Below are 19,545 nucleotides of genomic sequence, written 5' to 3'. Positions count from 1 at the left end.
CGACGAATAAATCGCCCGCTTCTGGTATGCCACGCGTCAGCCGCTCCGGTACGCTTTAGGCCGCGTGCCGCCTCCATCCGGCAATGACACGGTCCGTTTGGCTGAAAGCTGACGACGAAGTCGGCGACTGGGAGACCCGCAAACGCCGCATCACCGCCGGCCTGGAGGCCGGCGTCGACTGGGTGCTCGTCGACCGCGCGGACGTCGCCCGCGTCCGCGAACTCGGCTCGGTGAACGTCGCCGCGTTCTCCACCGACGACGCGAACGTCATCGAGGACGCCGAAGGCACCGACGCCGACCCCGACGCCTACGTCGCCGGGAAGGACGGCGAAGGCGACGGCACCGTCGATCTCCCCGCTGACTTCTCGGGGAGCGCCGACCTCTCGGCGCTCCGCCGCGGGCACGCCGACACGGCGTACGTCCGCATCCGCGACGAGGAGTACGAGCCGTTCGCGCAGGCCGCCGCCGAGGTCGCCGACCACACCATCGTCGTCGGCGACGACTGGACGATCATCCCCCTGGAGAACCTCATCGCGCGCATCGGCGAGGAAACCACGCTCGTCGCCGGCGTCGAATCCGCCGCGGAAGCCGAAACCGCCTTCGAGACGCTGGACATCGGCGCGGACGCCGTCCTCCTCGACAGCGACGATCCCGACGAGATCCGGCGCACGGTGTCCGTGCGGGACGCCGCCGACCGCGAACACCTCGCCCTCTCGACGGCCACCATCACCACCATCGAGGAGGCCGGCAGCGCCGACCGCGTCTGCGTGGACACGGGCAGCCTGCTGGCCGACGACGAGGGGATGCTCGTCGGCTCGATGAGCCGCGGGCTGTTCTTCGTGCACGCCGAAACCGCCCAGTCGCCGTACGTCGCCGCGCGGCCGTTCCGCGTGAACGCGGGCGCAGTCCACGCCTACGTGCGGACGCCCGACGGCGGCACCAAATACCTCGCGGAGCTCGGCAGCGGCGACGAAGTCCAGGTCGTCGACGGCGACGGGCGCACCCGCTCGGCGGTCGTCGGGCGCGCGAAAATCGAGAAACGGCCGATGTTCCGCGTGGAAGCCGAAACCGACGACGGCGACCGCATCGAAACCCTCCTGCAGAACGCCGAAACGATCAAGGTCGCAACCCCCAACGGCCGCACGGCCGTCACGGACCTGTCCGTCGGCGACGACCTCCACGTCTTCCTTCAGGACGGCGGCCGCCACTTCGGGGAGGCCATCGACGAGCGCATCATCGAGCAGTAACCGCGGTCAGTCCAGCTCCCCGGGACGCTCCAGGCGCTGCGTACACCACGGACAGAACTCCAGCTCCTCGTCGAGTTCGTTCCCACAGGCCGGACACACAGCCGCGTCGTCGTCGGTTGCCGCCGCCGGCGACGACTCCTTGACAGCCAGGATGTACGCGTCAAGCGTGCAGAACACCCGTACGGCAAGCAGGCTCACCATCACTCTCGGTCCGATGGTCGCGCCCGCGTCGATCGCACCTTGTACCCCACGCGCCTCGATCGCCTGGTATGCGGCATCCGGGATGACCAGCGCGGCAACCGCCATCGACAGCCCGAACCACGCGATGGCCCGCACCCACGCCCGCAGATAGATGTGTCCGAGCCCCGGGTAGACGAACGCCAGCACACCAGCCAGCAGTCCACGTCTGTTAGCCACAGTGGATGTCTGTCGGCCCCAATGGTAAACCCACCGAACGCGGCCACCTACTGTAGGTCGGCGATCAGCGCCTGTAGCGCCGCCGGCGCGTACTGCCCGGGCGCGGTCGTCTCCCCGTCGGCAACCGGCGCGTATCCGAGCTTCGACCCGTACAGCGGGGTTACGGCCCGCGTGTGTCGGCCCAGATCGCCCATGCCCATGGTCGCCACGGTCATCCCCGCGGCGCTGTACTCGTGTGTCACACGGATCACGTCCAGCGCGTCACCGCGGTCCTGGGGGGTCACCGCTAGCTTCCCCACGTCGCCCAGCGAGCACGCCTCCCCGAGCAGATCCGCCATCGCGGACAGCGACGGCGTCCCGTCGAAGTCGTGGGCTGACACCACCGTTGTGGTGTCTGTCGAACGCGCCGCCGCAAGCGCCTCCGCGCCGTCGGCGGTGTCGTCGTCCACGAGCGCACTGCGCTCGATGTCGACGGCTGCGACGCAGTCGGTCCTTGCGGCCTCCGCGAGGGCGTCGATCCGGTCGCCGCCGTCGGCCGCAGCCCCGCCCTCCCAGTCGGCGCGGTTGGTCGCCAACACCGGCAACACTCCGTCGTAGTCGTCGAGGGCCGCCAGCGGGTCGGCCGCCAGGTCCATGCGGAACTCGACGAGGTCGACGTGTTCGGGGGCCGCTGGCGCGGCGCCGAGATCGCCGGTTGACGCGGCGAGCAGAAAATCCTGGAACTCCATACCCGGCTCACACGCGGCCAGTGGCAAAAAGGTGGGACACCTCCGAGCGGGGTGTGACGTCTACACCGGAATAGTGTCTTCGGCCTCCAGCAGCTCGTGGTAGCGGTTGCGGATGGTGACCTCGGAGATGTCCGCGACCTCCGAGACTTTCGCCTGCGTCGTCTTCTCGTTCGTCAGCAGCGCCGCGGCGTACACCGCTGCGGCCGCGAGCCCGACCGGCGACTTGCCGGAGTGGACGCCCTTGTCTTTGGCCGTCTTCAGGAGCTCGCGGGCGCGGTGGGAGGCCTCGTCGCTGAGCCCGAGGTCGCTTGCGAACCGCGGCACGTAGCTCTCGGGGTCGGCGGGCGCGACCTCCAGGCCGAGCTCGCGGACGACGTAGCGGTACGTGCGCGCGATCTCCGCCTTCTCGACGCGGGACACGTCGGCGATCTCGTCGAGGCTGCGGGGAACGCCGGCCTGGCGCGCGGCGGCGTACACGCAGGACGTGGCGACGCCCTCGATGGAGCGCCCGGGCAGCAGGTCCTCGCCGAGCGCGCGGCGGTAGATCACCGACGCGGTCTCCCGGACGTTGTCCGGCAGCCCGAGCGCGGAGGCCATCCGGTCGATCTCGCCGAGCGCCTGCTTGAGGTTGCGCTCTTTGGCGTCTCGGGTGCGGAAGCGCTCGTTCCACTTGCGCAGGCGCTGCATCTTCTGGCGCTGGTTGCTGGAGAGACTGTTCCCGTAGGCGTCCTTGTCCCGCCAGTCGATGTTCGTGGACAGCCCCTTGTCGTGCATCGTGTTCGTGGTCGGGGCACCGACGCGGGATTTCTCGTCTTTCTCCTTGGAGTCGAACGCGCGCCACTCGGGGCCGCGGTCGATGCCGTCCTCCTCGACGACCAGCCCACAGTCGGCACACACCGACTCGCCGTGCTCCTCGTCGTTGACCACGAGGCCACCGCACTCTGGGCAGCCGTCCGTCGATTCCGATTCCGTCTCGTCCGTGCGCTCCTGCTCTCGGGAACGCATTCGTGCGTCTGTCATGTAGCGTACAGCCCCCCGGAAAAACCCGGATGAGTCGTAGCCAAGTTATTTACCCAGTTCCCTCTTAACAGTTGTGTATTCGGTCGCGGTCCGAGATGAGACAACACGGCCGCTAGGCCGACAGACACAGCCGCATGCGGGCGCGGCGGTGCTCGATCTGTTCGCCAGCGCCGCGCTGGAACTAACGTATTGTTTAGGAACTATTATTATAGGGTTTCGTTTGACCGATCACACGCCGCCCCGGGAACCGCCACCACGAGCGTTTTCCGCCCGCCACGCCACACCCACGTATGCGCGTCGTCTCGCTTGCACCCAGCGCCACCGCCGTCGTCACCGCCCTGGGCGCGTCCGACCGCCTGGTCGGCACGACAACCCACTGCGACGCCCCCGACACGCCGGCCGTCGGGGGCTGGCTGACCCCCGACTACGACCGCGTCGTCGACCTCGACCCGGACGTCGTCCTGACCAGCGACGCCCTCCAGGCCGAGATCCGGGACGCCCTCCGGAGCCGCGGGTTCGACGTCCACCACACCGCACCAGCGACACTCGACGACGTGCTCGCGTCGTTCGCCGACATCGGCGACGCCGTCGGGCGGCCCGACGCCGGCGACGCGCTCGCCGCCGACTGTCGGCGACGCCTCGCCGGCGTCCGTGACGCCACCCCGGCGGACGGGCCGACCGTCTACTGCGAGGAGTGGGCGGACCCGCCGATGGCAGCCGGCAACTGGGTGCCCGACGCCGTCGACGCGGCCGGCGGGCACTACCCGTTCGTCGATGCCGGTGCCCGCTCCCGCGAAATCGACGCCGCGGCTGTGCGCGTCGCCGCCCCCGACCACGTTGTGGTCCACATCTGTGGTGCCGGCCGGCAGACCGACGCCGACCCGGTCACACGCTGGGACCTCGACGCCGCCGTCCACGTCGTCGACGACAGCCTCCTGAACCAGCCGAGCCCCCGGCTGATCGACGGCATCGAACTGCTCGCCGGCCAGCTCCACGCCACCTGACTCAGTCGTCGACGCCCACCGCCGACTCCCGGTCCGCGACGAGGTCGGCATCACGCCCGTCCACGGCCTCGGTCAGCGACACGTTCAGCGTCATCATGGACACCGCGCCGCCCGCCACGGTCACGACGTTTTTCACGATGTGATCCACGATGGCGATCCCCACCGCCGTCCCGAACGACACCGGCAACAGCGTCGACACGATGGCGGCGAACGCGGCCTCGTAGACGCCGACCCCGCCGGGCGGCCCCGGGATCACCTTCGAGAGGTTGCCGACGCTCACGGCGAAGAACCCGACCGCGACCAGCCCCACCGCCGAGAGGTCGAGCCCGAAGGCCACGAACACCAGCAACGCCGTCGCCACGTCGATCGTCCAGATGACGACGCTCGAGACGCCGATCCACGCGAACGCCCGGCCGTTCACCGCGACCTGTTGGATGTCGCCGACGAACTGCTCGACGACGCTCGCCACGAGCTCCACGTAGGAGTCGTCGCTGGTCCACGCCACCACGCGGCGCGCGTAGTTGGTGTCGGTCCGCGCCGACCACACGATCACGGCGACCGTGCTCACCGCGATCGCGCCGACGACCGTCGACACCACGGTCGCCTGCTGGACGGCCGCCGACGCCGGCCCGGTGAGGCTGTCTCCGGTTGCGGTCGCGGCCAACTCGGTCACCGTCGACGGCGCGAACGCCGACAGCGCGACCAGCACACCCCCCGCAAGCACGGTGATCGTCAGCAAGTCGAACACCCGCTCGACCGCCAACGACGCGAACCCCGTGGTGTAGGGCACGCTGCGCCGCGCTTTCACGACGTAGGCGCGGATGGCGTCACCCGCCCGCGCGGGGATCACGAGGTTCCCGGTCTGACTGATGAACACCGCGCCCGTGAGAAACCACACGTCCTCGCGGTAGCCGAGCTCCGCCAGGATGTCGCCGTAGCGACGCCCCCGCAGCGGCCACGACAGCGCGTACACGACCGCGCCCGCCGCAACGAACACCGGATCGGCGTTCGCCACTGCGTCGACGAACGCCTCCACGTCGATGTAGACGAACATCAACGCGAACGCGACCACCGACAGCAGGCTGCCCACCGCCAACCCCGTCCGCCGGTTGGCGTACGGACGCACGGAGAACTCCCAGAAACACCGCAGGATCTGGCTCCCCATGCCGAAGACGTCGCGCACCAGATCGACCTTCGAGTCGCCTTTCGGCGTCCAGTCGACGGCGAACTCCTCGACGTCGAACCCCTGGCGCTGCGCCCGGACGAGCAGCTCCGTGTCCCAGAACCAATGCTCGTCGGCCACGTCGTCGACCAGCGCCTCGAACGCCGACCGGCTGAGCGCCTTGAACCCACACTGGTGGTCCCGAACCGATGACCCCAGCAGCGTCCGCACCGCCCCGTTGAACACCCGGGAGGGGATGCCGCGCTTTGCCGGCCGATCGGCGGTCTCGCCGGGCATCCACCGCGACCCGGTGGCGACGTCGGCCGACCCCGTGCGCACGCGCTCCACGAGCGTTTCGAGGTGGCGCATGTCCGTCGCCAGATCCGTATCGAAATACACCAGCGTGTCGCCGTCCGCCACGTCGAACGCGGCGTTCAACGCCCCGCCACGGCCCAACCGCTGTTCGCTGTGTAGGTGTCGCACCGCGGACTGCTCGGCGGCCAGCGCGTCGGCACGCGCCGGCGTGTCGTCGTCGCAGCCGTCCTCGGCCACGATGACCTCGAAGCTGCCCGCGGGCAGAAACCCGGCGAGCGTCTCCACCGTGGTGTGCACCGTCGCGTCGATGGTGTCGGCCTCGTTGTACGCCGGCAGCACGACACTCACCTCGACGGCCGTCTCGCTCATTGCCAGCACTGTCGGCTAGCTCACTGTAAGTACCTTCTGTATCCACGCGCTCACAGCCCGGGACGCGTCCTTTCCAGTGTCTACCAACGCCGGCTGTTTTCCCGGTCGTGCGCCCCCACTGGACCCCGCAGAATCGCAAGACAGCGACGGGTTTTACCAGCCGTACCAAATCCCTCTTGGGTCGACACACCGTCTACCCACTCATGAGCGCGACCACGGCGGCGAGCCGGACACTCACCCCGAAACAGCACCGCATCCTCTCGTACCTGCAGGACCACGCCGACGAGCGCACGTACTTCAAATCGCGGCTCATCGGCGACGAACTCGATCTCTCGGCGAAAGAAGTCGGTGCGAACATGCCCGCCATCGAGGACGCCGATCACGACCTCGACGTGGAGCGGTGGGGGTACTCCTCCTCGACCACGTGGAAAGTCGCCAGCGCGTAGCTCCGCGCGCTACGGATCGTAGCTGACCATCGACGCGGCCTCACTGGCGAACGCCACCGTCGCCGCGTCGAAGGAGTCGGCGTACCGCACGAGCAACACCACGAGCGTCTCCGGCTCCTGGATCTCGTAGCCGTCCGCCCGCGAAAGCACGCCCGCCGCCTCTAACTCGGCGCCGTACTTGCTCACCGTCGCGGGTGACACGTCCAGCGCATCGGCGACAGCGCCCGCCGACGCGTCAGGGTTCGACAGCAACTCACGGATCATCCCGCGCGCGGTCTCCCGGCGCAGATACCCCAGCGCGCGCCGCTCGAACGCCGAGAACCGGCCGGCGGGGTAGAACCGCTTGTACTCCCCGTCGCGGACGCTTTCGACGACGCCGTCCGCACACAGCCGCCGCAGGTGGTGTTGGGTTTCCCCCGTCCCCAGTTGGAGATCGTCCCGGAGCTTCGAGAAGTGTGCGCCCGGCGTCCTCGCAAGGTAGCCCGTGATCGCGTCCCGGACGTCACTTCCCGACGCCCCGTCGTCGTCGGAATCACCGCCCGCCAGTCGCGCCAGTGGCCCCGCCGCACCCACCGCCGCGAACCGACGCAGGGTCGCGCGCTTGTCCTCGTCGACACCCATTCAAATCGCTGTACGATAGCTGTGAACAAAAGTGTTCCGTACCGCCAGCGCCGCGCTACGCGCCGGTGTCCTCGGTGCCGTCGTCGAGTTCCGCGTCCATCTCCTCGATCACCTCGCCGGCGTCCTGCAGTCCCGCGTCCTCGCCGCGCTGCACCGCCTCGGCCTTCTCCTCCAAGTCCGCCGGGTCGACGTCCGCCTCCTCGGTGATCTGGTTCAGGATCTCGTCGATGTTGTCCAGGCCGATGAGTTCGCGCGTCTCCTCGTCGAAGGCCATGCTCTCCAGATCGGAGCCACCGTCGCCGACATCGCTGCCCGCGAGGTGTTTGCCGTACCGGCCGACGAGGCTCGTGACCTCCTGGGGGAGCACGAACGTGTTGGACTCGCCCTCGCCGATCCCCTCCAGGGTCTCCATTCCTTTCTCGATGATGGCGCGCTCGCCCATCGACTCCGCGGACTTCGCACGGAGCACCGTCGAGATGGCGTCCCCCTGTGCTTCGAGGATCTGGGACTGCTTTTCCCCCTGCGCCCGGATGATGTTCGACTGCTTGTCACCCTGCGCGTTCTCGATGGCGGACTGCCGTTCACCCTGGGCCTCCAGGATCATCGCGCGGCGGCGGCGCTCCGCGCTGGTCTGTTGCTCCATGGCCTGCTGGACCTCCTGGCTCGGGTTGACCTCACGGACCTCCACGCTCTCGACGCGGATCCCCCACTCGTCGGTGGGCTCGTCGAGCTCCGTGCGGATCCGGGAGTTGATCTCCTGGCGCTTGTTCAGCGTGTCGTCGAGCTCCATGTCACCCAGCACCGCCCGCAGCGTCGTCTGCGCGAGGTTCGACACGGCGGTCTTGTAGTCGTCGACCTCCAGGAACGCGCGCTTGGCGTCCCGAACCCGGATGTACACGACCGCGTCCGCGGTCACCGGGGAGTTGTCCCGCGTGATGGCTTCCTGGCGGGGCACGTCGATCGTCTGCGTGCGCATGTCGAAGGTGTACGTCCGGGAGACGAACGGCGGAATGACGTTGATCCCGGGTTCGAGCAACCCCCGGTATTCGCCGAACACCGTCAGCGCCTGCTTCTCGTAGGCGTCGACGATCTGCACCGTCTCGTAGACGACCACCGCGAGTAACACGAGCAACAACAGCCCGACCACCGTCGTCAACGATCCGCCGAAGATCGCTGCCGGGAGCGCGTCGGCGGCCGCCGCGCCAGCGGTGCCGACACTGAGTGCTGTATACATCGTCTCAACCGTCCGGCGACTACACAATAAGTGTTCGCCTCAGCCCGGGACCCCGTCTTCGGCGTCGTTGCCCGCGGCTGCGGCGTCAGCGACCGGCTCGACGGTCACCACGTTCCCGCCGCCCGGATCCACCACCACGACCTCGGTGTCCGCTGGGATCGTGCCGGTCGTCGTGCGCGCCGCGTACGACGAATCGAAGCCGCCGTGTTCGAGGTCGACGCGCCCCTCACGCGGAGTCACGGGGTCGACGACGTACCCGCGCTTTCCGCGCAGGTCGCTTGAGGACTGGGTCTGCCCGCTACCCGTGCCCTCGTAGATCTCGTAGTAGCGGTAGACGTACAGCGCCACCATCCCCACCACTAACACCAGGCCGGCGAGCTGGAACGCCGTCGCGCCGGACAACACGAACATCCCGGCCAGCCCGGCGGCGAGCAACGCCACGCCCAACACGATGAGGTGCGCGCCGGGTGCCAACGCCTCGGCGATGCATAACACCGCCCCGATCACCACGAGCACGAACGACAGCGACTGACCGAACACGCCCTCCATACCCGTGCGTTAGGCTACCGCAGTGAAAACCGTTACCCGAACAACAGCAGGCCGATCGCGCCCACCATCGTGGCGACGCCGAGCACGAAAAACGCCACGTTCTCCGCGGCCGGCGACCCCGCTTCGATCGTCTCCGGGCTGGTGGTGGCGTCCTCGCCCACCTCGTTCAGCGTGAACCGCCACTCGCGGTCGTCGTCCGTCTGACTCATACCCCGGGTTGGCCGTCAACGGCCAAAAGCATCGGGGTCACTGATCGGCCTCGTAGACGACGCCGCGCTCGCCGTCCACGGTCACCAGATCGCCAGCCGGCACCGCGTCCACGTCGACATCGCCGACCATCGGCACGTCGAGTTCGCGCGCGATCACCGCCGGATACCCGGTCAGCCCGGCGTCCGCGCTCACGATCGCCCCGATCTTCGAGAGATCGCCGTCGAACTCGCCGTCGAACCCGTGCGCCAACAGCACCACCGCGTTCTCCGGGGCGTCGCTGAGATCCCCGCTGTCGGCACGGTACGTCCGGCCGGTCGTCCGCCCGTCGACGACCGCCCGCCCGGTCGAGAGCGTCTCCGCGGCCACGTGCACTTTCAGCGTGTTCGTCGTCGATGCGCCCTCAAGCTCCGTCATCATGCCCACGAGCACCACCACGGTGTCGCCGCTCGCCACCACGCCGGAGTCGACGGCCGCCTGCACCGCGCGCTCGACGACCGTCGTCGCGTCGCCCTCCGCGACCGCCGCGTAGTTGGCGTGGACCCCCCAGTTGAGCGCGAGCTGCCGGCGCACGTCGTGGGACGGCGTCGCACAGACCACCGGGACGCTGGGCCGGAACTTCGCGGCCTTCCGGGCGGTGTACCCCGACTCGGAGGCCACCACCACCGCGCTGGCGTCGATGTCGCGGGCCAGATACCGCGCCGACCGCGCCAGCGCGTCCGTCTTCGCCGTCCCGTCGGCCGTCGGCACCGCCTGCTCCTGGCGCTCGCTGTACTCCGCGCTGCCTTCGACCTCCCGCACGATGCGGTCCATCGTCTCGACAACCCGCGTGGGGTTGTCCCCCACCGCGGTCTCCGCGGACAACATCACGCCGTCGGTGCCGTCCAGGACCGCGTTGGCCACGTCGCTGGCCTCCGCGCGCGTCGGACGCCGGGCGTGCACCATCGAGTCCAGCATCTCGGTCGCGGTGATCACCGGCACCCCCGCGTCCCGGCACTGCGCGATGATGCGCTTTTGGATCATCGGCACGTCCTCCATCGGACACTCCACGCCGAGATCGCCGCGCGCCACCATCACGCCCTGGGCGGCGTCGATGATGCCGTCCAGGTTCTCCACGGCACCCGCCCGCTCGATCTTCGCCACGATGGGGATGTCGGCACCGTGGGACTCCAGGACGCGGTTGACGGCCAACACGTCGTCGGCGTCCCGGACGAAGCTCGCCGCCACGTAATCGACGTCCAGCTCGGCGGCCAACGCCAGATCGCGGCGGTCCTTCTCGGTGACGACGTCCACGTCCAGCTCGACGCCCGGCACGTTGACGCCCTTCCGGCTGCCGAGGCTCCCGCCGGACACCACGGTGGCGTGCACCGTGTCGCCGGCGACGCGGTCGACGTCGGCCTCGATGCGGCCGTCGTCGAGCAACACCGTGTCACCGGGTTCGGCGGCCGCGATGCTGGTGGAGATCCCGATCCGATCGGGGGTCGCGGTGTCGCCCTCGACGAACGCCACGTCGCTGCCGGTTTCGATGTGGATGGTGCCGTCGTCGTCGATCGGTGCGGTCCTGACCTCCGGGCCTTGGGTGTCGAGCATCACCGCAAGCGGCTTGTCGGTCTGGGCGTCGACGGCCCGCGTGGTCTCGATGAGCTCCCGGCGCGCGGCCGCGTCGCCGTGGCTGGCGTTGATCCGTGCTACCGTCATGCCGGCGTCCGCGAGCGCCCGCACCGACGCGTCGTCGTTGGTCGCGGGGCCGAGCGTACAGACGATCTTCGCGTTTCTCATACGCGACGGTACACCGCCGCCCGGCAAAAACCCACGCTCTTTACTCGATACTGAGTTCCATTCGCGTGCGGGGCGGTGGCCGCCCGCCCTACATCACCTTCGTGCCGGGCTCGCTGTCCTCGTGGGTCGTCAGCAGGTCGGCGTCCTCCCCGGCCGCCAACACCATCCCGTTGGACTCCACGCCGAACAGCTCCGACGGCTCCATGTTCGCCACCACCACCACCCGCGTCCCCGGCAGCGCGTCGAGGTCGTGGAGCTGCTTGATGCCGGCGACGATCTGGCGCACCTCGTGGCCGATGTCGACTTCGAGGCGCGCCAGATCGTCAGCGCCCTCGATGCCCTCGGCCTCGACGACCTCCCCCACCCGCAGATCCAGCGCCTGGAACTCCTCGAAGCTGATATCGTCCTCGGCAAGCGGTTCGAGCTCGATCCCGTCGTCGGCTGTCTCGTCGGCCATACCCTCCCCATCGGCGTCCTCGCTACTAGCAGCTTCGATCTTCGCGGCCAGCGCCTCGTCGAGCTCGGTGACCCGGTCGTCCTCGATCTTCTCGAACAGCTCCGCGGGCTCCCCGAACTCCGCGGGCGGCGCCTGCAGGCAGTCCGCGATCGTCGCGTCACTCACACGCCCGTCCTCACCGAGCTGCGCCCAGAGGGTCTCGGTCTTCTCCGGCAGGAACGGCTGCAGGAGCACTGCAACCGCCTTCACGAGCTGCACGCAGTCCCGCATCACCGGCGCGGCCGCCTCGCTGTCGAGGTTCCACGGCTCGTTGTGCTGGATGTACTCGTTGCCGAACCGCGCCAGCGCCACCGCGCGCTCGCCGGCGGTCCGCAGATCGTACTCGTTCAGCGCGTCCTCGTAGTCGTCCATCGCCTGCGCGATCTCCGTCTCGACGTCGTCCGTGAGGCTGACCTCCTGGGGGGTGCCGTCGAAGTTCCGGTTCGCGAACAACAGCGCCCGGTACGCGAAGTTCCCCACGGCGTCCGCAAGCTCCGTGTTCACGCGCTGCGCGAACTCCGCCCAGGAGAAGTTCACGTCGCGCTCGAAGCCGCTCGCGGTCGCCAGGTAATACCGCAGCAGGTCCGGATGGAACCCCGCATCGAGGTACTCCGCCGCCCAGATGGCGCGGTTCTTCGACGTCGACAACCCCCGCCCGTCGATGTTCACGAACCCGGTCGCACACACCGCCCGCGGCTCGGCGTAGTCCGCGCCCGCCAGCATCGACGGCCAGAACACGGTGTGGTGCTGGATGATGTCGCGGCCGATGACGTGGATGATCTCGCCGTCGCCGTCCTTCCAGACGGACGCCCAGTCGAACTCCTCGGTGCCCACGCGCTCGGAGTACTGCTTCGTGGCGGCGACGTACTCGATGGGGGCGTCGACCCAGACGTACAACACGAGGTCGTCGCCACCCTCCCCGGGGTAGTCGATCCCCCAGTCGAGGTCCCGCGTGATGCAGAAATCCTCCAGCCCGCCCTCGATCCACTCGCGGGGCTGGTTTTTCGCGTTGTTCGTCCCCTCCATCCGGTTGATGAACCCCTCCAGATACTCCTGGAAGTCCGACAGCCGGAGGAACTTGTGCGCGCGCTCGTGGTACTCCGCGCTGTTGCCCGTGATGGTGCTCACCGGCGCCTCGATCTCCCCCGGTTCGAGGTGGCGCTGGCAGCCCTCGTCGCACTCGTCGCCGCGCGCGTGCTCCCCGCAGTACGGACACGTCCCCTCGACGTACCGGTCGGGCAGCCACTGGTCGGCGTCGGGGTCGTACGCCACCTGGATCTCCGTCTCGTAGACGTGGTCGTTGTCCTCCCACGCCCCCACGAACTCCCTGGTGAGCTCGACGTTGGTCTCCTCGTCGGTGTGGCCGTAGGTGTCGAACGCGACGCTGAACTCCTCGAACGTGTCGGCGTACTGCTCGTGGCGCTCCAGCCCGAGGTCGAGCGGCCCAACCCCGGCCTCGATGGCCTGGACGGCGATCGGCGTCCCGTGCATGTCCGTCCCCGAGACGAACACCGTCTCCTGGCCGAGCTTTCGGAGCGCGCGACTGAACGCGTCGCCGCTCACGTACGTCCGCAGGTGGCCGATGTGCAAGTCCCCGGTCGGATAGGGGAGCCCACAGGTCACCACCGCCGGATCGTCCGTGGGGTAGTCCTCGTCTGTCATGTGTCCCTGTTGCCGTGCCGCGGGCCTAAAGCCCGCTGATTGCGTTACCACCCACCAGGGTCACGCCAGCGCGTCGACGTCGTCCAGGAACGCCGCCAGCATCTCCCGCGTGACGTGGGGCATACAGACCACGCGCAGCGCGTCCGACGCCGTCCGGGAGATCCGCCACCCCTCTTCGCGCAGCGCCTGGAACTCGGCGTCGGGCATGTCGGCAGCGACCAGCGGCAACTCGGGGTCAACGACGTCGTATCCGCGGGCGGCGAGCTCCGCGGCGAGGTACTCAGCGTTGCCCTGCGTGCGCTCGTACTGCTCGCGGTAGCCGTCCGGCCACAGCGCCCGCAGGCTGGCGAGCGCGCCCGCGACGCCGGCCCCCGACCGCGTCCCGCCCAGCGTCGGCTGGGTGTCGGACTCCAAATACGGCGTCTCGATGGCGAGCGCGTCCAGCGTCTCGGGATCCCGCGCCAGAAACCCCCCTGCGGGAACCGGTGCCTGCCCCATCTTGTGTGGGTCGATGGCCATCGTGTTCACCGGCGCGTCGGCGAAGCTCCAGTCGTGGTCGGTGAACGGCAACACGAACCCACCCCAGGCCGCGTCGACGTGGAGGTTCGCGTCCACCCCGGCTGCGATGTCCGCCAGCGCCGGGATCGGGTCCACCCGCCCGTACTCGGTCGTTCCGGCCACCCCGACCACCACGGCGGTGTCGCCGTCCACGAGGTCCGCCACTGCAGCCACGTCCGCCCGGTGATCCCCGTCAGTGGGCGCGAGCCGCAACTCCACGCCGAGCACGTCAGCGGCCTTCTGGAAGCTGAAATGCGCGCTCGCCGGCGCAACCACGTTCACGGCGTCGGCGTCGGCGCGGTTGCGCGCGGCCCGGACCGCCTGGAGGTTCGCCTCCGTGCCGCCGGCAGCGATGTAGCCGTGTGGCGACGACAACCCCACGATCTCACCGAGCAGTGCAACGGCGTCGCGCTCGCGTTCGGCCACCGCCGGATACGTCTCCGGGTCGCCCGGGTTGGTCGCCAGAAACGCCTGTGCAGCCTCGCGGGCCGCGGGATGCGGCGTCGTGCACATCGAGGACAGCACCCGGTCGAACTCCTGTGGCGGCCGCCGCGCTTCCCCACGCGTCATACCCGCATGCAACGACAGCAGCCGTTTAGCGGTTCCGCTCTCGGCACGCCGACCGCTCCGCGGCGGCCCCGCTGTCGGCCGCGGTCAGATACCGGATGCGCTCGGGCACCGGCGGATGCTGGTAGTGGAACGCCTCGTAGTAGGGATGCGGGAACGGGTTGCCGAGGTTCTGGCTCGTGAGCGCCCCCAGGGCGTCCGCGAGCGGTTCACCGCCCCCCATCACGTCCACGGCGAACGCGTCCGCCTCCCGCTCGTTTGCCAGCCAGAGTCTGTTCTGTAGCGGCGCGGTGAGCCGGCTCAGCGGCTGCAACCACACCCCCGCAAGCAACAGCCCGGCCGCGGGCTGTTCGGGCACCCCGAACATGCCGTACAGCCAGCCGGCATCGAGCAGCCGGGACGCCACGAACAACACCACCCCAGCCTGCAGCGTGGCCGCCCCGATGGTCTGCCAGATGTGGCCGTTCTTCCAGTGGGCGAGCTCGTGGGCAAGCACGGCTTGAAGCTCCGTTTCGCCCATCTGGTCGATGAGCGTGTCGAACAACACCACCCGCTTGGTCGCGCCGAACCCCGTGAAAAACGCGTTCGAGTGCCCCGACCGCGACGAGGCGTTCATGACGTACACCTGCTCGCAGGCGAACCCCGCGCGGTCGAAGACGTCCTCGATGGCGTCCCGCAGTCCGCCCTCGTCGACGGGGTCGAAGTCGTAGAACAACGGCATCACCACCCGGGGCACCAGCACTTGCGTGGCCAGCAGGAACACCCCCACGATCCCGGTCGCGGCGACGAACCACCACTCGGGGAGCGCCGCCACAGCCACCAGGACGGCCCCGCCAAGCACTGCGACGAACACGCCCGCCAGCCCGGCGCTCAACAGCGCGTCCCGGGCGAACAGCGCCGGCGACTGCTCGTTGAACCCGAACGCCGACTCGACGCCGAACGTCTCGACGGCGTCGAACGGCACGCGCGCCACCTGCATGGCGACCGTCGCCCCCACGAGCAGCGCGACGCCGGCCAGCACGTCGCTGCCGACGGTGTCGTAGACGAACGCCACGGCGGCCCCGAACGCGCCGGTGTATAGGACGCCCAACACAGCGCCGGCCAGCACGACCGACCGGAGTTGGCTCACCGCCGTCCCGAGTCGGTGGTACGCCAGCAGCTCCCCGGGGTCGTCGACGCCGATATGCGTGGCCAGCCAGGCGCTGCGCTCGCGGACTGTGCGCTCCGCGTACCGGACGTTCAGTGCCGCCAGCGACGCGAACAACAGCGTCGTCCCGGCGACGAGCGCGAGGAAGACGACGTGGTGGACGAGCATCCCCTCAGTGTCGGTTCCGCGCCTCCCTAATCCCGGCGGTCACTCACGGGCCGACTCGAGCAGGAGTCGCTGCTCGACGCGCTTGACCTCGTGTTGGACGTCGCGAACGGCGTCGATGTTCGCGGAGATCGAGGACACGCCGGTCTCCACCAGGAAATCCACCATCTCGGGTTTCGAGCCGGCCTGCCCGCAGATGCTGGTGGCGACGTCGTGCTCGCGGCAGGCGTCGATGGTGCGTTCGATGAGCGTCAACACCGACGGGTGGAGTTCGTCGAACCGGTCGGCGACGCTGCCGTTGTTGCGGTCGACGGCCAGCGTGTACTGGGTCAAGTCGTTCGTACCGAAGCTCGCGAAGTCCACGCCCTCCTGTGCGATCTCCTCGATGGCGAGCGCGGCCGCCGGCGTCTCGATCATGACGCCCCACGATCGCTTCTCGACGTCGATGCCGGCGTCCGCCATCAGGTCTCGTGCCCGCGCAACGTCCTGGGCGTCGTTGACCAGGGGGAACATCACTTCCACGTTGTCGTACCCCATCTCGTAGAGCCGCCGGAACGCCGACAGCTCGTGTTTGAACACGTCCGGGCGGTCGAGGCTGCGCCGAACCCCGCGGTAGCCGAGCATCGGGTTGTGCTCGTGGGGCTCGTCGTTGCCGCCTTCGAGTTGCCGGAACTCGTCGGTCGGTGCGTCGAGCGTGCGAACCCGCACCGGCCGCGGGTAGAACTCCTCGGCGACGCCCCGGATGCCGTCGACGAGCTCCTGGACGTAGGCGTCCTCGCCGTGGTCGTCGATATACCGCTTGGGCGTCTTGTTCGTGGACAGGATCATGTGCTCCATGCGGAGCAGCCCGACCCCGTCGGCACCGGTCGCGGCGGCGCGCTCGGCGGCCTCCGGGATGGAGACGTTGACCTTGACCTCGGTGGCGGTCATCGGCTTCACCGGCGTCGTCGGTCGCGCGTCCTCGATGGGGTCGTGCTCGGTGGTGGTCTCCTCGCGGCCGTCGCGGACGACGCCACGGTCACCGTCGAGCGTGACCGCCTGATCGTCGCACAGCGTGGTCGTGGCGTCCGTCGCGCCGACGACCGCCGGACAGCCGAGTTCGCGGGAGACGATGGCGGCGTGACTGGTCATCCCGCCCTCGTCGGTGACGATGCCCGCCGCCCGCTTCATCGCCGGCACCATGTCGGGGGTCGTCATCTCGGTGGCGATGATGTCGCCCTCGCCGATCTTGTCGAGCTCGTCGAGGCTCGTGACGACGCGTGCCGGCCCCGACGCGACACCCGGGCTCGCGCCCAGTCCGGTGACGACGGCGTCGCCGCCACCACCGTCGGTGTTCGCTACCGCCCCGTCGGTGTCGTCCTCGATGGTCGTGATCGGCCGGGACTGCAGCATGTACACGTCGCCGTCGACGATCGCCCACTCCACGTCCTGTGGGGCGTCGTAGTGGGCTTCGACGCGCTCCCCGATGGTGACCAGGTCGCTGATCTCGCCGTCGTCGAGGACGCGCTGGGTGCGCTTCCGGTCGGGCACGTCGCGGGACACGGTCTCGCCGGTGTCGTCGTCCTTGACGTGCATCACCTTCTTGTCGGCGACCGTCGCCTCCTCGACGGTGTCCGTGTCACGGTCGACGACGTAGTTGTCCGGCGACACCGCCCCGGAGACGACCGCTTCGCCGAGCCCCCAGGCGGCCTCGACGATGGCCTCGTGTGCGCCGGTCGAGGGGTGGCTGGTGAACAACACCCCGGATTTCTCCGCGTCGACCATGCGCTGGACGACGACGGCGATGTTCACGCGGTCGTGATCGAAGCCCTGTTCCTGTCGGTAGTAGATCGCGCGCTCCGTGAACAGGCTCGCCCAGCAGCGTTTCACGTGGTCGAGCAGCGCCTCACGCGTGATGTTGAGAAACGTCTCCTGTTGGCCGGCGAAGCTCGCGTCCGGGAGGTCTTCGGCGGTCGCCGAGGACCGGACCGCGACGAACGCCGCCCCGTCGTCGAGGGCGTCGTACGACGAGAGGATGTCCTCGCGGAGACTCGCCGGGAAGTCGGTGTTCAGGATGAGGTCGCTCGCGCGCGCCGCGGCGTCGGCGAGCGCGTCGGAGTCCTCGGCGTCGACGCCCACCGCGTCGAACAGCTCCTGGTCGATCCCTGCCTCCTCGATGAACGTCCGGTAGGTGCCGGCGGTCACGACGAAGCCCGGTGGGACTGGGAGCCCGGCATCCGTGAGTTCGCCGAGTGATGCCCCTTTGCCGCCGACACTGTCGATGTCGTCGGCGCGTACGTCTTCCAGCCAGCGTACAGCCATGTGGCGTCTGTACAGTCACGCAATGCCCCTATGAATATTCCGAACCCCTCTGGAGAACTGACATATGGTACTCGGAACCGAGTTGTCGTTTCTACTCGATGGGTTTTACCCGGCGCACTCCGTGAGACCGCGCATGGACGCGAAACGCGCCGCCACACACTCAAGCAAATACTTCCTCGCCACGACGATCCTCGGCATCGTCGCGCTCGCGCTCATCGGCTACGGCGGGGTCCTCGCACAGCCCGCGTTCGAACACGGTCTCCCATCCGGCCCCCACCTCGCTGACGCCGTTCCCGGGCTCGCGCTCGCCGCCGCCGGCGTCGTCATCTACCGGTTCGGCGCATCCTGGGCGCTGTACACGACGCTCACTGCCGCCCACGAGGACGCACTCGACGACACCCTCGACACCGCACGCGTGAAATCCGACATCGTCAGCGTGCTCGACGACCGCCTCTCGGACATGCAGACCGACCTCCAGTCGGCCAACCGCGAACTCCGCGAGCTCAAGCGCGACGACGACTGACTACGCCTCCAGGATCTCCTCCTCGGTCTCGGCCGGCACCGCCAGCGTCCCGTCGAGCGTCGACACGCCACGCCCGCCGACCATCGGCGCATCGCCAGCGACCCGCACCCGAACCCGCCCCGGCCGATCCACGAAATGCCCCTGCTCGAACACCATCTCATCCGGTGCGTCCCCGTCGAACGCCCCGAACCGCGCCAGATACGCGCCCGCCGCCCCGCTCGCGGTGCCCGTCACGGGGTCCTCATCGACGCCCACACCAGGCACCCACGCCCGCCCATGCGCCGTCGACGCCCGGTCGAGCGCGTCGAACGAGAACATGTAGACGCCCGCCGCGCCCACGTCGTCGGCGAGCGCCTCGACGGCATCGAAATCGGGGTCGGCGTCGCCGAGATCCGAGAGGTACGTGATGGGCACGATCAGGAACGGCAGCCCGGTGTCGGCGACCGCAAGCGGGATGTCGTCGCTGGCACCCCGCAGCGCGGCCGCCTCGGTCCCGGTCGCCTCCGCGACCCGCTCGTAGGACAGCTCCACCTCGCGGACCGTCGGTGGATTCTGGGCCATCCACACGGTCCCGTCCTCGGCCACCTCGATGTCGAGCACCCCGACGTTCGTCTCCAGGGTGTGCTCGCCGGCGGCGAGCGCGCCGTCGTCGTACAGGTGCGCGTGACTCGCGATGGTCGCGTGCCCACAGAGGTCGACCTCAGTGGTCGGTGTGAAATACCGGAGTCGGCGGTCGGCCGCGTCGCTCGGCCGCAGAAACGCCGTCTCGCTGGCGCCGAGCTCGGCCGCGATCGCCTGCATCTGGTCGTCGGTCAGTCCCCCGGCGTCCGGCACCACACCCGCGGCGTTGCCCGCACACGAGTCGTCGGTGAACGCGTCCACGAGCAGCGCTCGCGTCTCGGTCATGGCCCCGATTCGGGGCCCTCGGGCTTGCCTGTTTTCCTCCTCGCGTCGCCCCAGCTCGCCGCGGCGTCACTCCGATCCAGCCAGCCTGCGAGTGCCGCGACGACCGCCGCCGACTGATCTCC

Annotated in this window: 18 protein-coding genes; 4 read left to right on the top strand and 14 right to left on the bottom strand. The window is 69.2% G+C overall.

The features are described from left to right. Positions 1-83: 83 nt before the first annotated feature. On the top strand, positions 84-1,247 hold the full coding sequence (locus APQ99_RS07075) for a 3-dehydroquinate synthase II (RefSeq protein WP_010902185.1): 1,164 nt from the start codon (positions 84-86) through the stop codon (positions 1,245-1,247). 6 nt (positions 1,248-1,253) lie between these two features. Here the strand turns inward: APQ99_RS07075 and APQ99_RS07070 are convergent, their stop codons facing one another. Genes APQ99_RS07070 through APQ99_RS07060 form a run of 3 tightly spaced genes read right to left on the bottom strand, consistent with a single transcriptional unit; the run spans position 1,254 to position 3,412 of the window. After that, positions 1,254-1,664, bottom strand: coding sequence for a DUF7575 domain-containing protein (locus APQ99_RS07070; RefSeq protein ID WP_012289138.1), 411 nt, complete (start codon positions 1,662-1,664; stop codon positions 1,254-1,256). 47 nt (positions 1,665-1,711) lie between these two features. Then, positions 1,712-2,392, bottom strand: coding sequence for a type I 3-dehydroquinate dehydratase (locus APQ99_RS07065; RefSeq protein WP_012289139.1), 681 nt, complete (start codon positions 2,390-2,392; stop codon positions 1,712-1,714). Between the two features lie 60 nt (positions 2,393-2,452). After that, entirely contained in the window at positions 2,453-3,412 is a 960-nt protein-coding gene (locus tag APQ99_RS07060) for a transcription initiation factor IIB (RefSeq protein WP_136361088.1), read from the bottom strand. A gap of 290 nt (positions 3,413-3,702) precedes the next feature. Between APQ99_RS07060 and APQ99_RS07055 the strand changes: the two genes are divergently transcribed. Further along, positions 3,703-4,416: a cobalamin-binding protein gene (locus tag APQ99_RS07055; protein ID WP_010902189.1), complete on the top strand. Its 714-nt coding sequence runs from the start codon at positions 3,703-3,705 to the stop codon at positions 4,414-4,416. Position 4,417: 1 nt separating this feature from the next. On the opposite strand, the gene APQ99_RS07050 is transcribed toward APQ99_RS07055, so the two are convergent. Next, entirely contained in the window at positions 4,418-6,262 is a 1,845-nt protein-coding gene (locus APQ99_RS07050; protein WP_010902190.1) for a flippase-like domain-containing protein, read from the bottom strand. A 203-nt stretch (positions 6,263-6,465) separates the two neighbouring features. On the opposite strand from APQ99_RS07050, the gene APQ99_RS07045 reads away from it, so the two are divergent. Further along, positions 6,466-6,708 (top strand): DUF7123 family protein, encoded by a 243-nt coding sequence (locus tag APQ99_RS07045; RefSeq protein WP_010902191.1) that lies wholly within the window; start codon positions 6,466-6,468, stop codon positions 6,706-6,708. Positions 6,709-6,717: 9 nt separating this feature from the next. Here APQ99_RS07045 and APQ99_RS07040 read toward each other — a convergent pair whose 3' ends face one another. The 9 genes from APQ99_RS07040 to ppsA form a co-directional block, all read right to left on the bottom strand. Further along, positions 6,718-7,329: a winged helix-turn-helix transcriptional regulator gene (locus APQ99_RS07040; RefSeq protein ID WP_010902192.1), complete on the bottom strand. Its 612-nt coding sequence runs from the start codon at positions 7,327-7,329 to the stop codon at positions 6,718-6,720. Positions 7,330-7,384: 55 nt separating this feature from the next. Then, positions 7,385-8,563, bottom strand: coding sequence for an SPFH domain-containing protein (locus APQ99_RS07035; RefSeq protein WP_010902193.1), 1,179 nt, complete (start codon positions 8,561-8,563; stop codon positions 7,385-7,387). A gap of 39 nt (positions 8,564-8,602) precedes the next feature. Beyond that, positions 8,603-9,112, bottom strand: a complete 510-nt coding sequence (locus tag APQ99_RS07030; protein ID WP_010902194.1) for an NfeD family protein — start codon at positions 9,110-9,112, stop codon at positions 8,603-8,605. A gap of 32 nt (positions 9,113-9,144) precedes the next feature. Then, complete coding sequence (locus APQ99_RS12565; RefSeq protein WP_010902195.1) at positions 9,145-9,321, bottom strand: DUF7312 domain-containing protein; 177 nt, start codon at positions 9,319-9,321, stop codon at positions 9,145-9,147. 37 nt (positions 9,322-9,358) lie between these two features. After that, positions 9,359-11,098 (bottom strand): pyruvate kinase, encoded by a 1,740-nt coding sequence (gene pyk / locus APQ99_RS07025; RefSeq protein WP_010902196.1) that lies wholly within the window; start codon positions 11,096-11,098, stop codon positions 9,359-9,361. A gap of 88 nt (positions 11,099-11,186) precedes the next feature. Next, on the bottom strand, positions 11,187-13,256 hold the full coding sequence (gene metG / locus APQ99_RS07020; protein WP_010902197.1) for a methionine--tRNA ligase: 2,070 nt from the start codon (positions 13,254-13,256) through the stop codon (positions 11,187-11,189). A gap of 60 nt (positions 13,257-13,316) precedes the next feature. Then, a complete protein-coding gene (gene mfnA / locus APQ99_RS07015; RefSeq protein ID WP_010902198.1) occupies positions 13,317-14,384 on the bottom strand; it encodes a tyrosine decarboxylase MfnA in 1,068 nt (355 codons plus the stop codon). A gap of 25 nt (positions 14,385-14,409) precedes the next feature. Then, the gene (locus APQ99_RS07010) at positions 14,410-15,696 is read right to left on the bottom strand and encodes a M48 family metallopeptidase (protein WP_010902199.1); all 1,287 of its coding nucleotides are present in this window, start codon (positions 15,694-15,696) and stop codon (positions 14,410-14,412) included. 39 nt (positions 15,697-15,735) lie between these two features. Continuing rightward, entirely contained in the window at positions 15,736-17,994 is a 2,259-nt protein-coding gene (gene ppsA, locus APQ99_RS07005; protein ID WP_010902200.1) for a pyruvate, water dikinase, read from the bottom strand. 133 nt (positions 17,995-18,127) lie between these two features. Between ppsA and APQ99_RS07000 the strand changes: the two genes are divergently transcribed. Further along, positions 18,128-18,517, top strand: a complete 390-nt coding sequence (locus APQ99_RS07000) for a hypothetical protein (protein WP_010902201.1) — start codon at positions 18,128-18,130, stop codon at positions 18,515-18,517. Here the strand turns inward: APQ99_RS07000 and APQ99_RS06995 are convergent, their stop codons facing one another. Further along, positions 18,518-19,423 carry a PhzF family phenazine biosynthesis protein gene (locus APQ99_RS06995; RefSeq protein ID WP_010902202.1) on the bottom strand — a complete coding sequence of 302 codons (906 nt, stop codon included), beginning with the start codon at positions 19,421-19,423 and terminating at the stop codon, positions 18,518-18,520. It abuts the gene before it with no gap. Positions 19,424-19,545 lie beyond the last annotated feature (122 nt).

Source organism: Halobacterium salinarum DSM 3754, assembly GCF_008124605.1.
Classification (GTDB): domain Archaea; phylum Halobacteriota; class Halobacteria; order Halobacteriales; family Halobacteriaceae; genus Halobacterium; species Halobacterium salinarum.
This window is presented reverse-complemented; position numbering and strand designations above follow the sequence as displayed.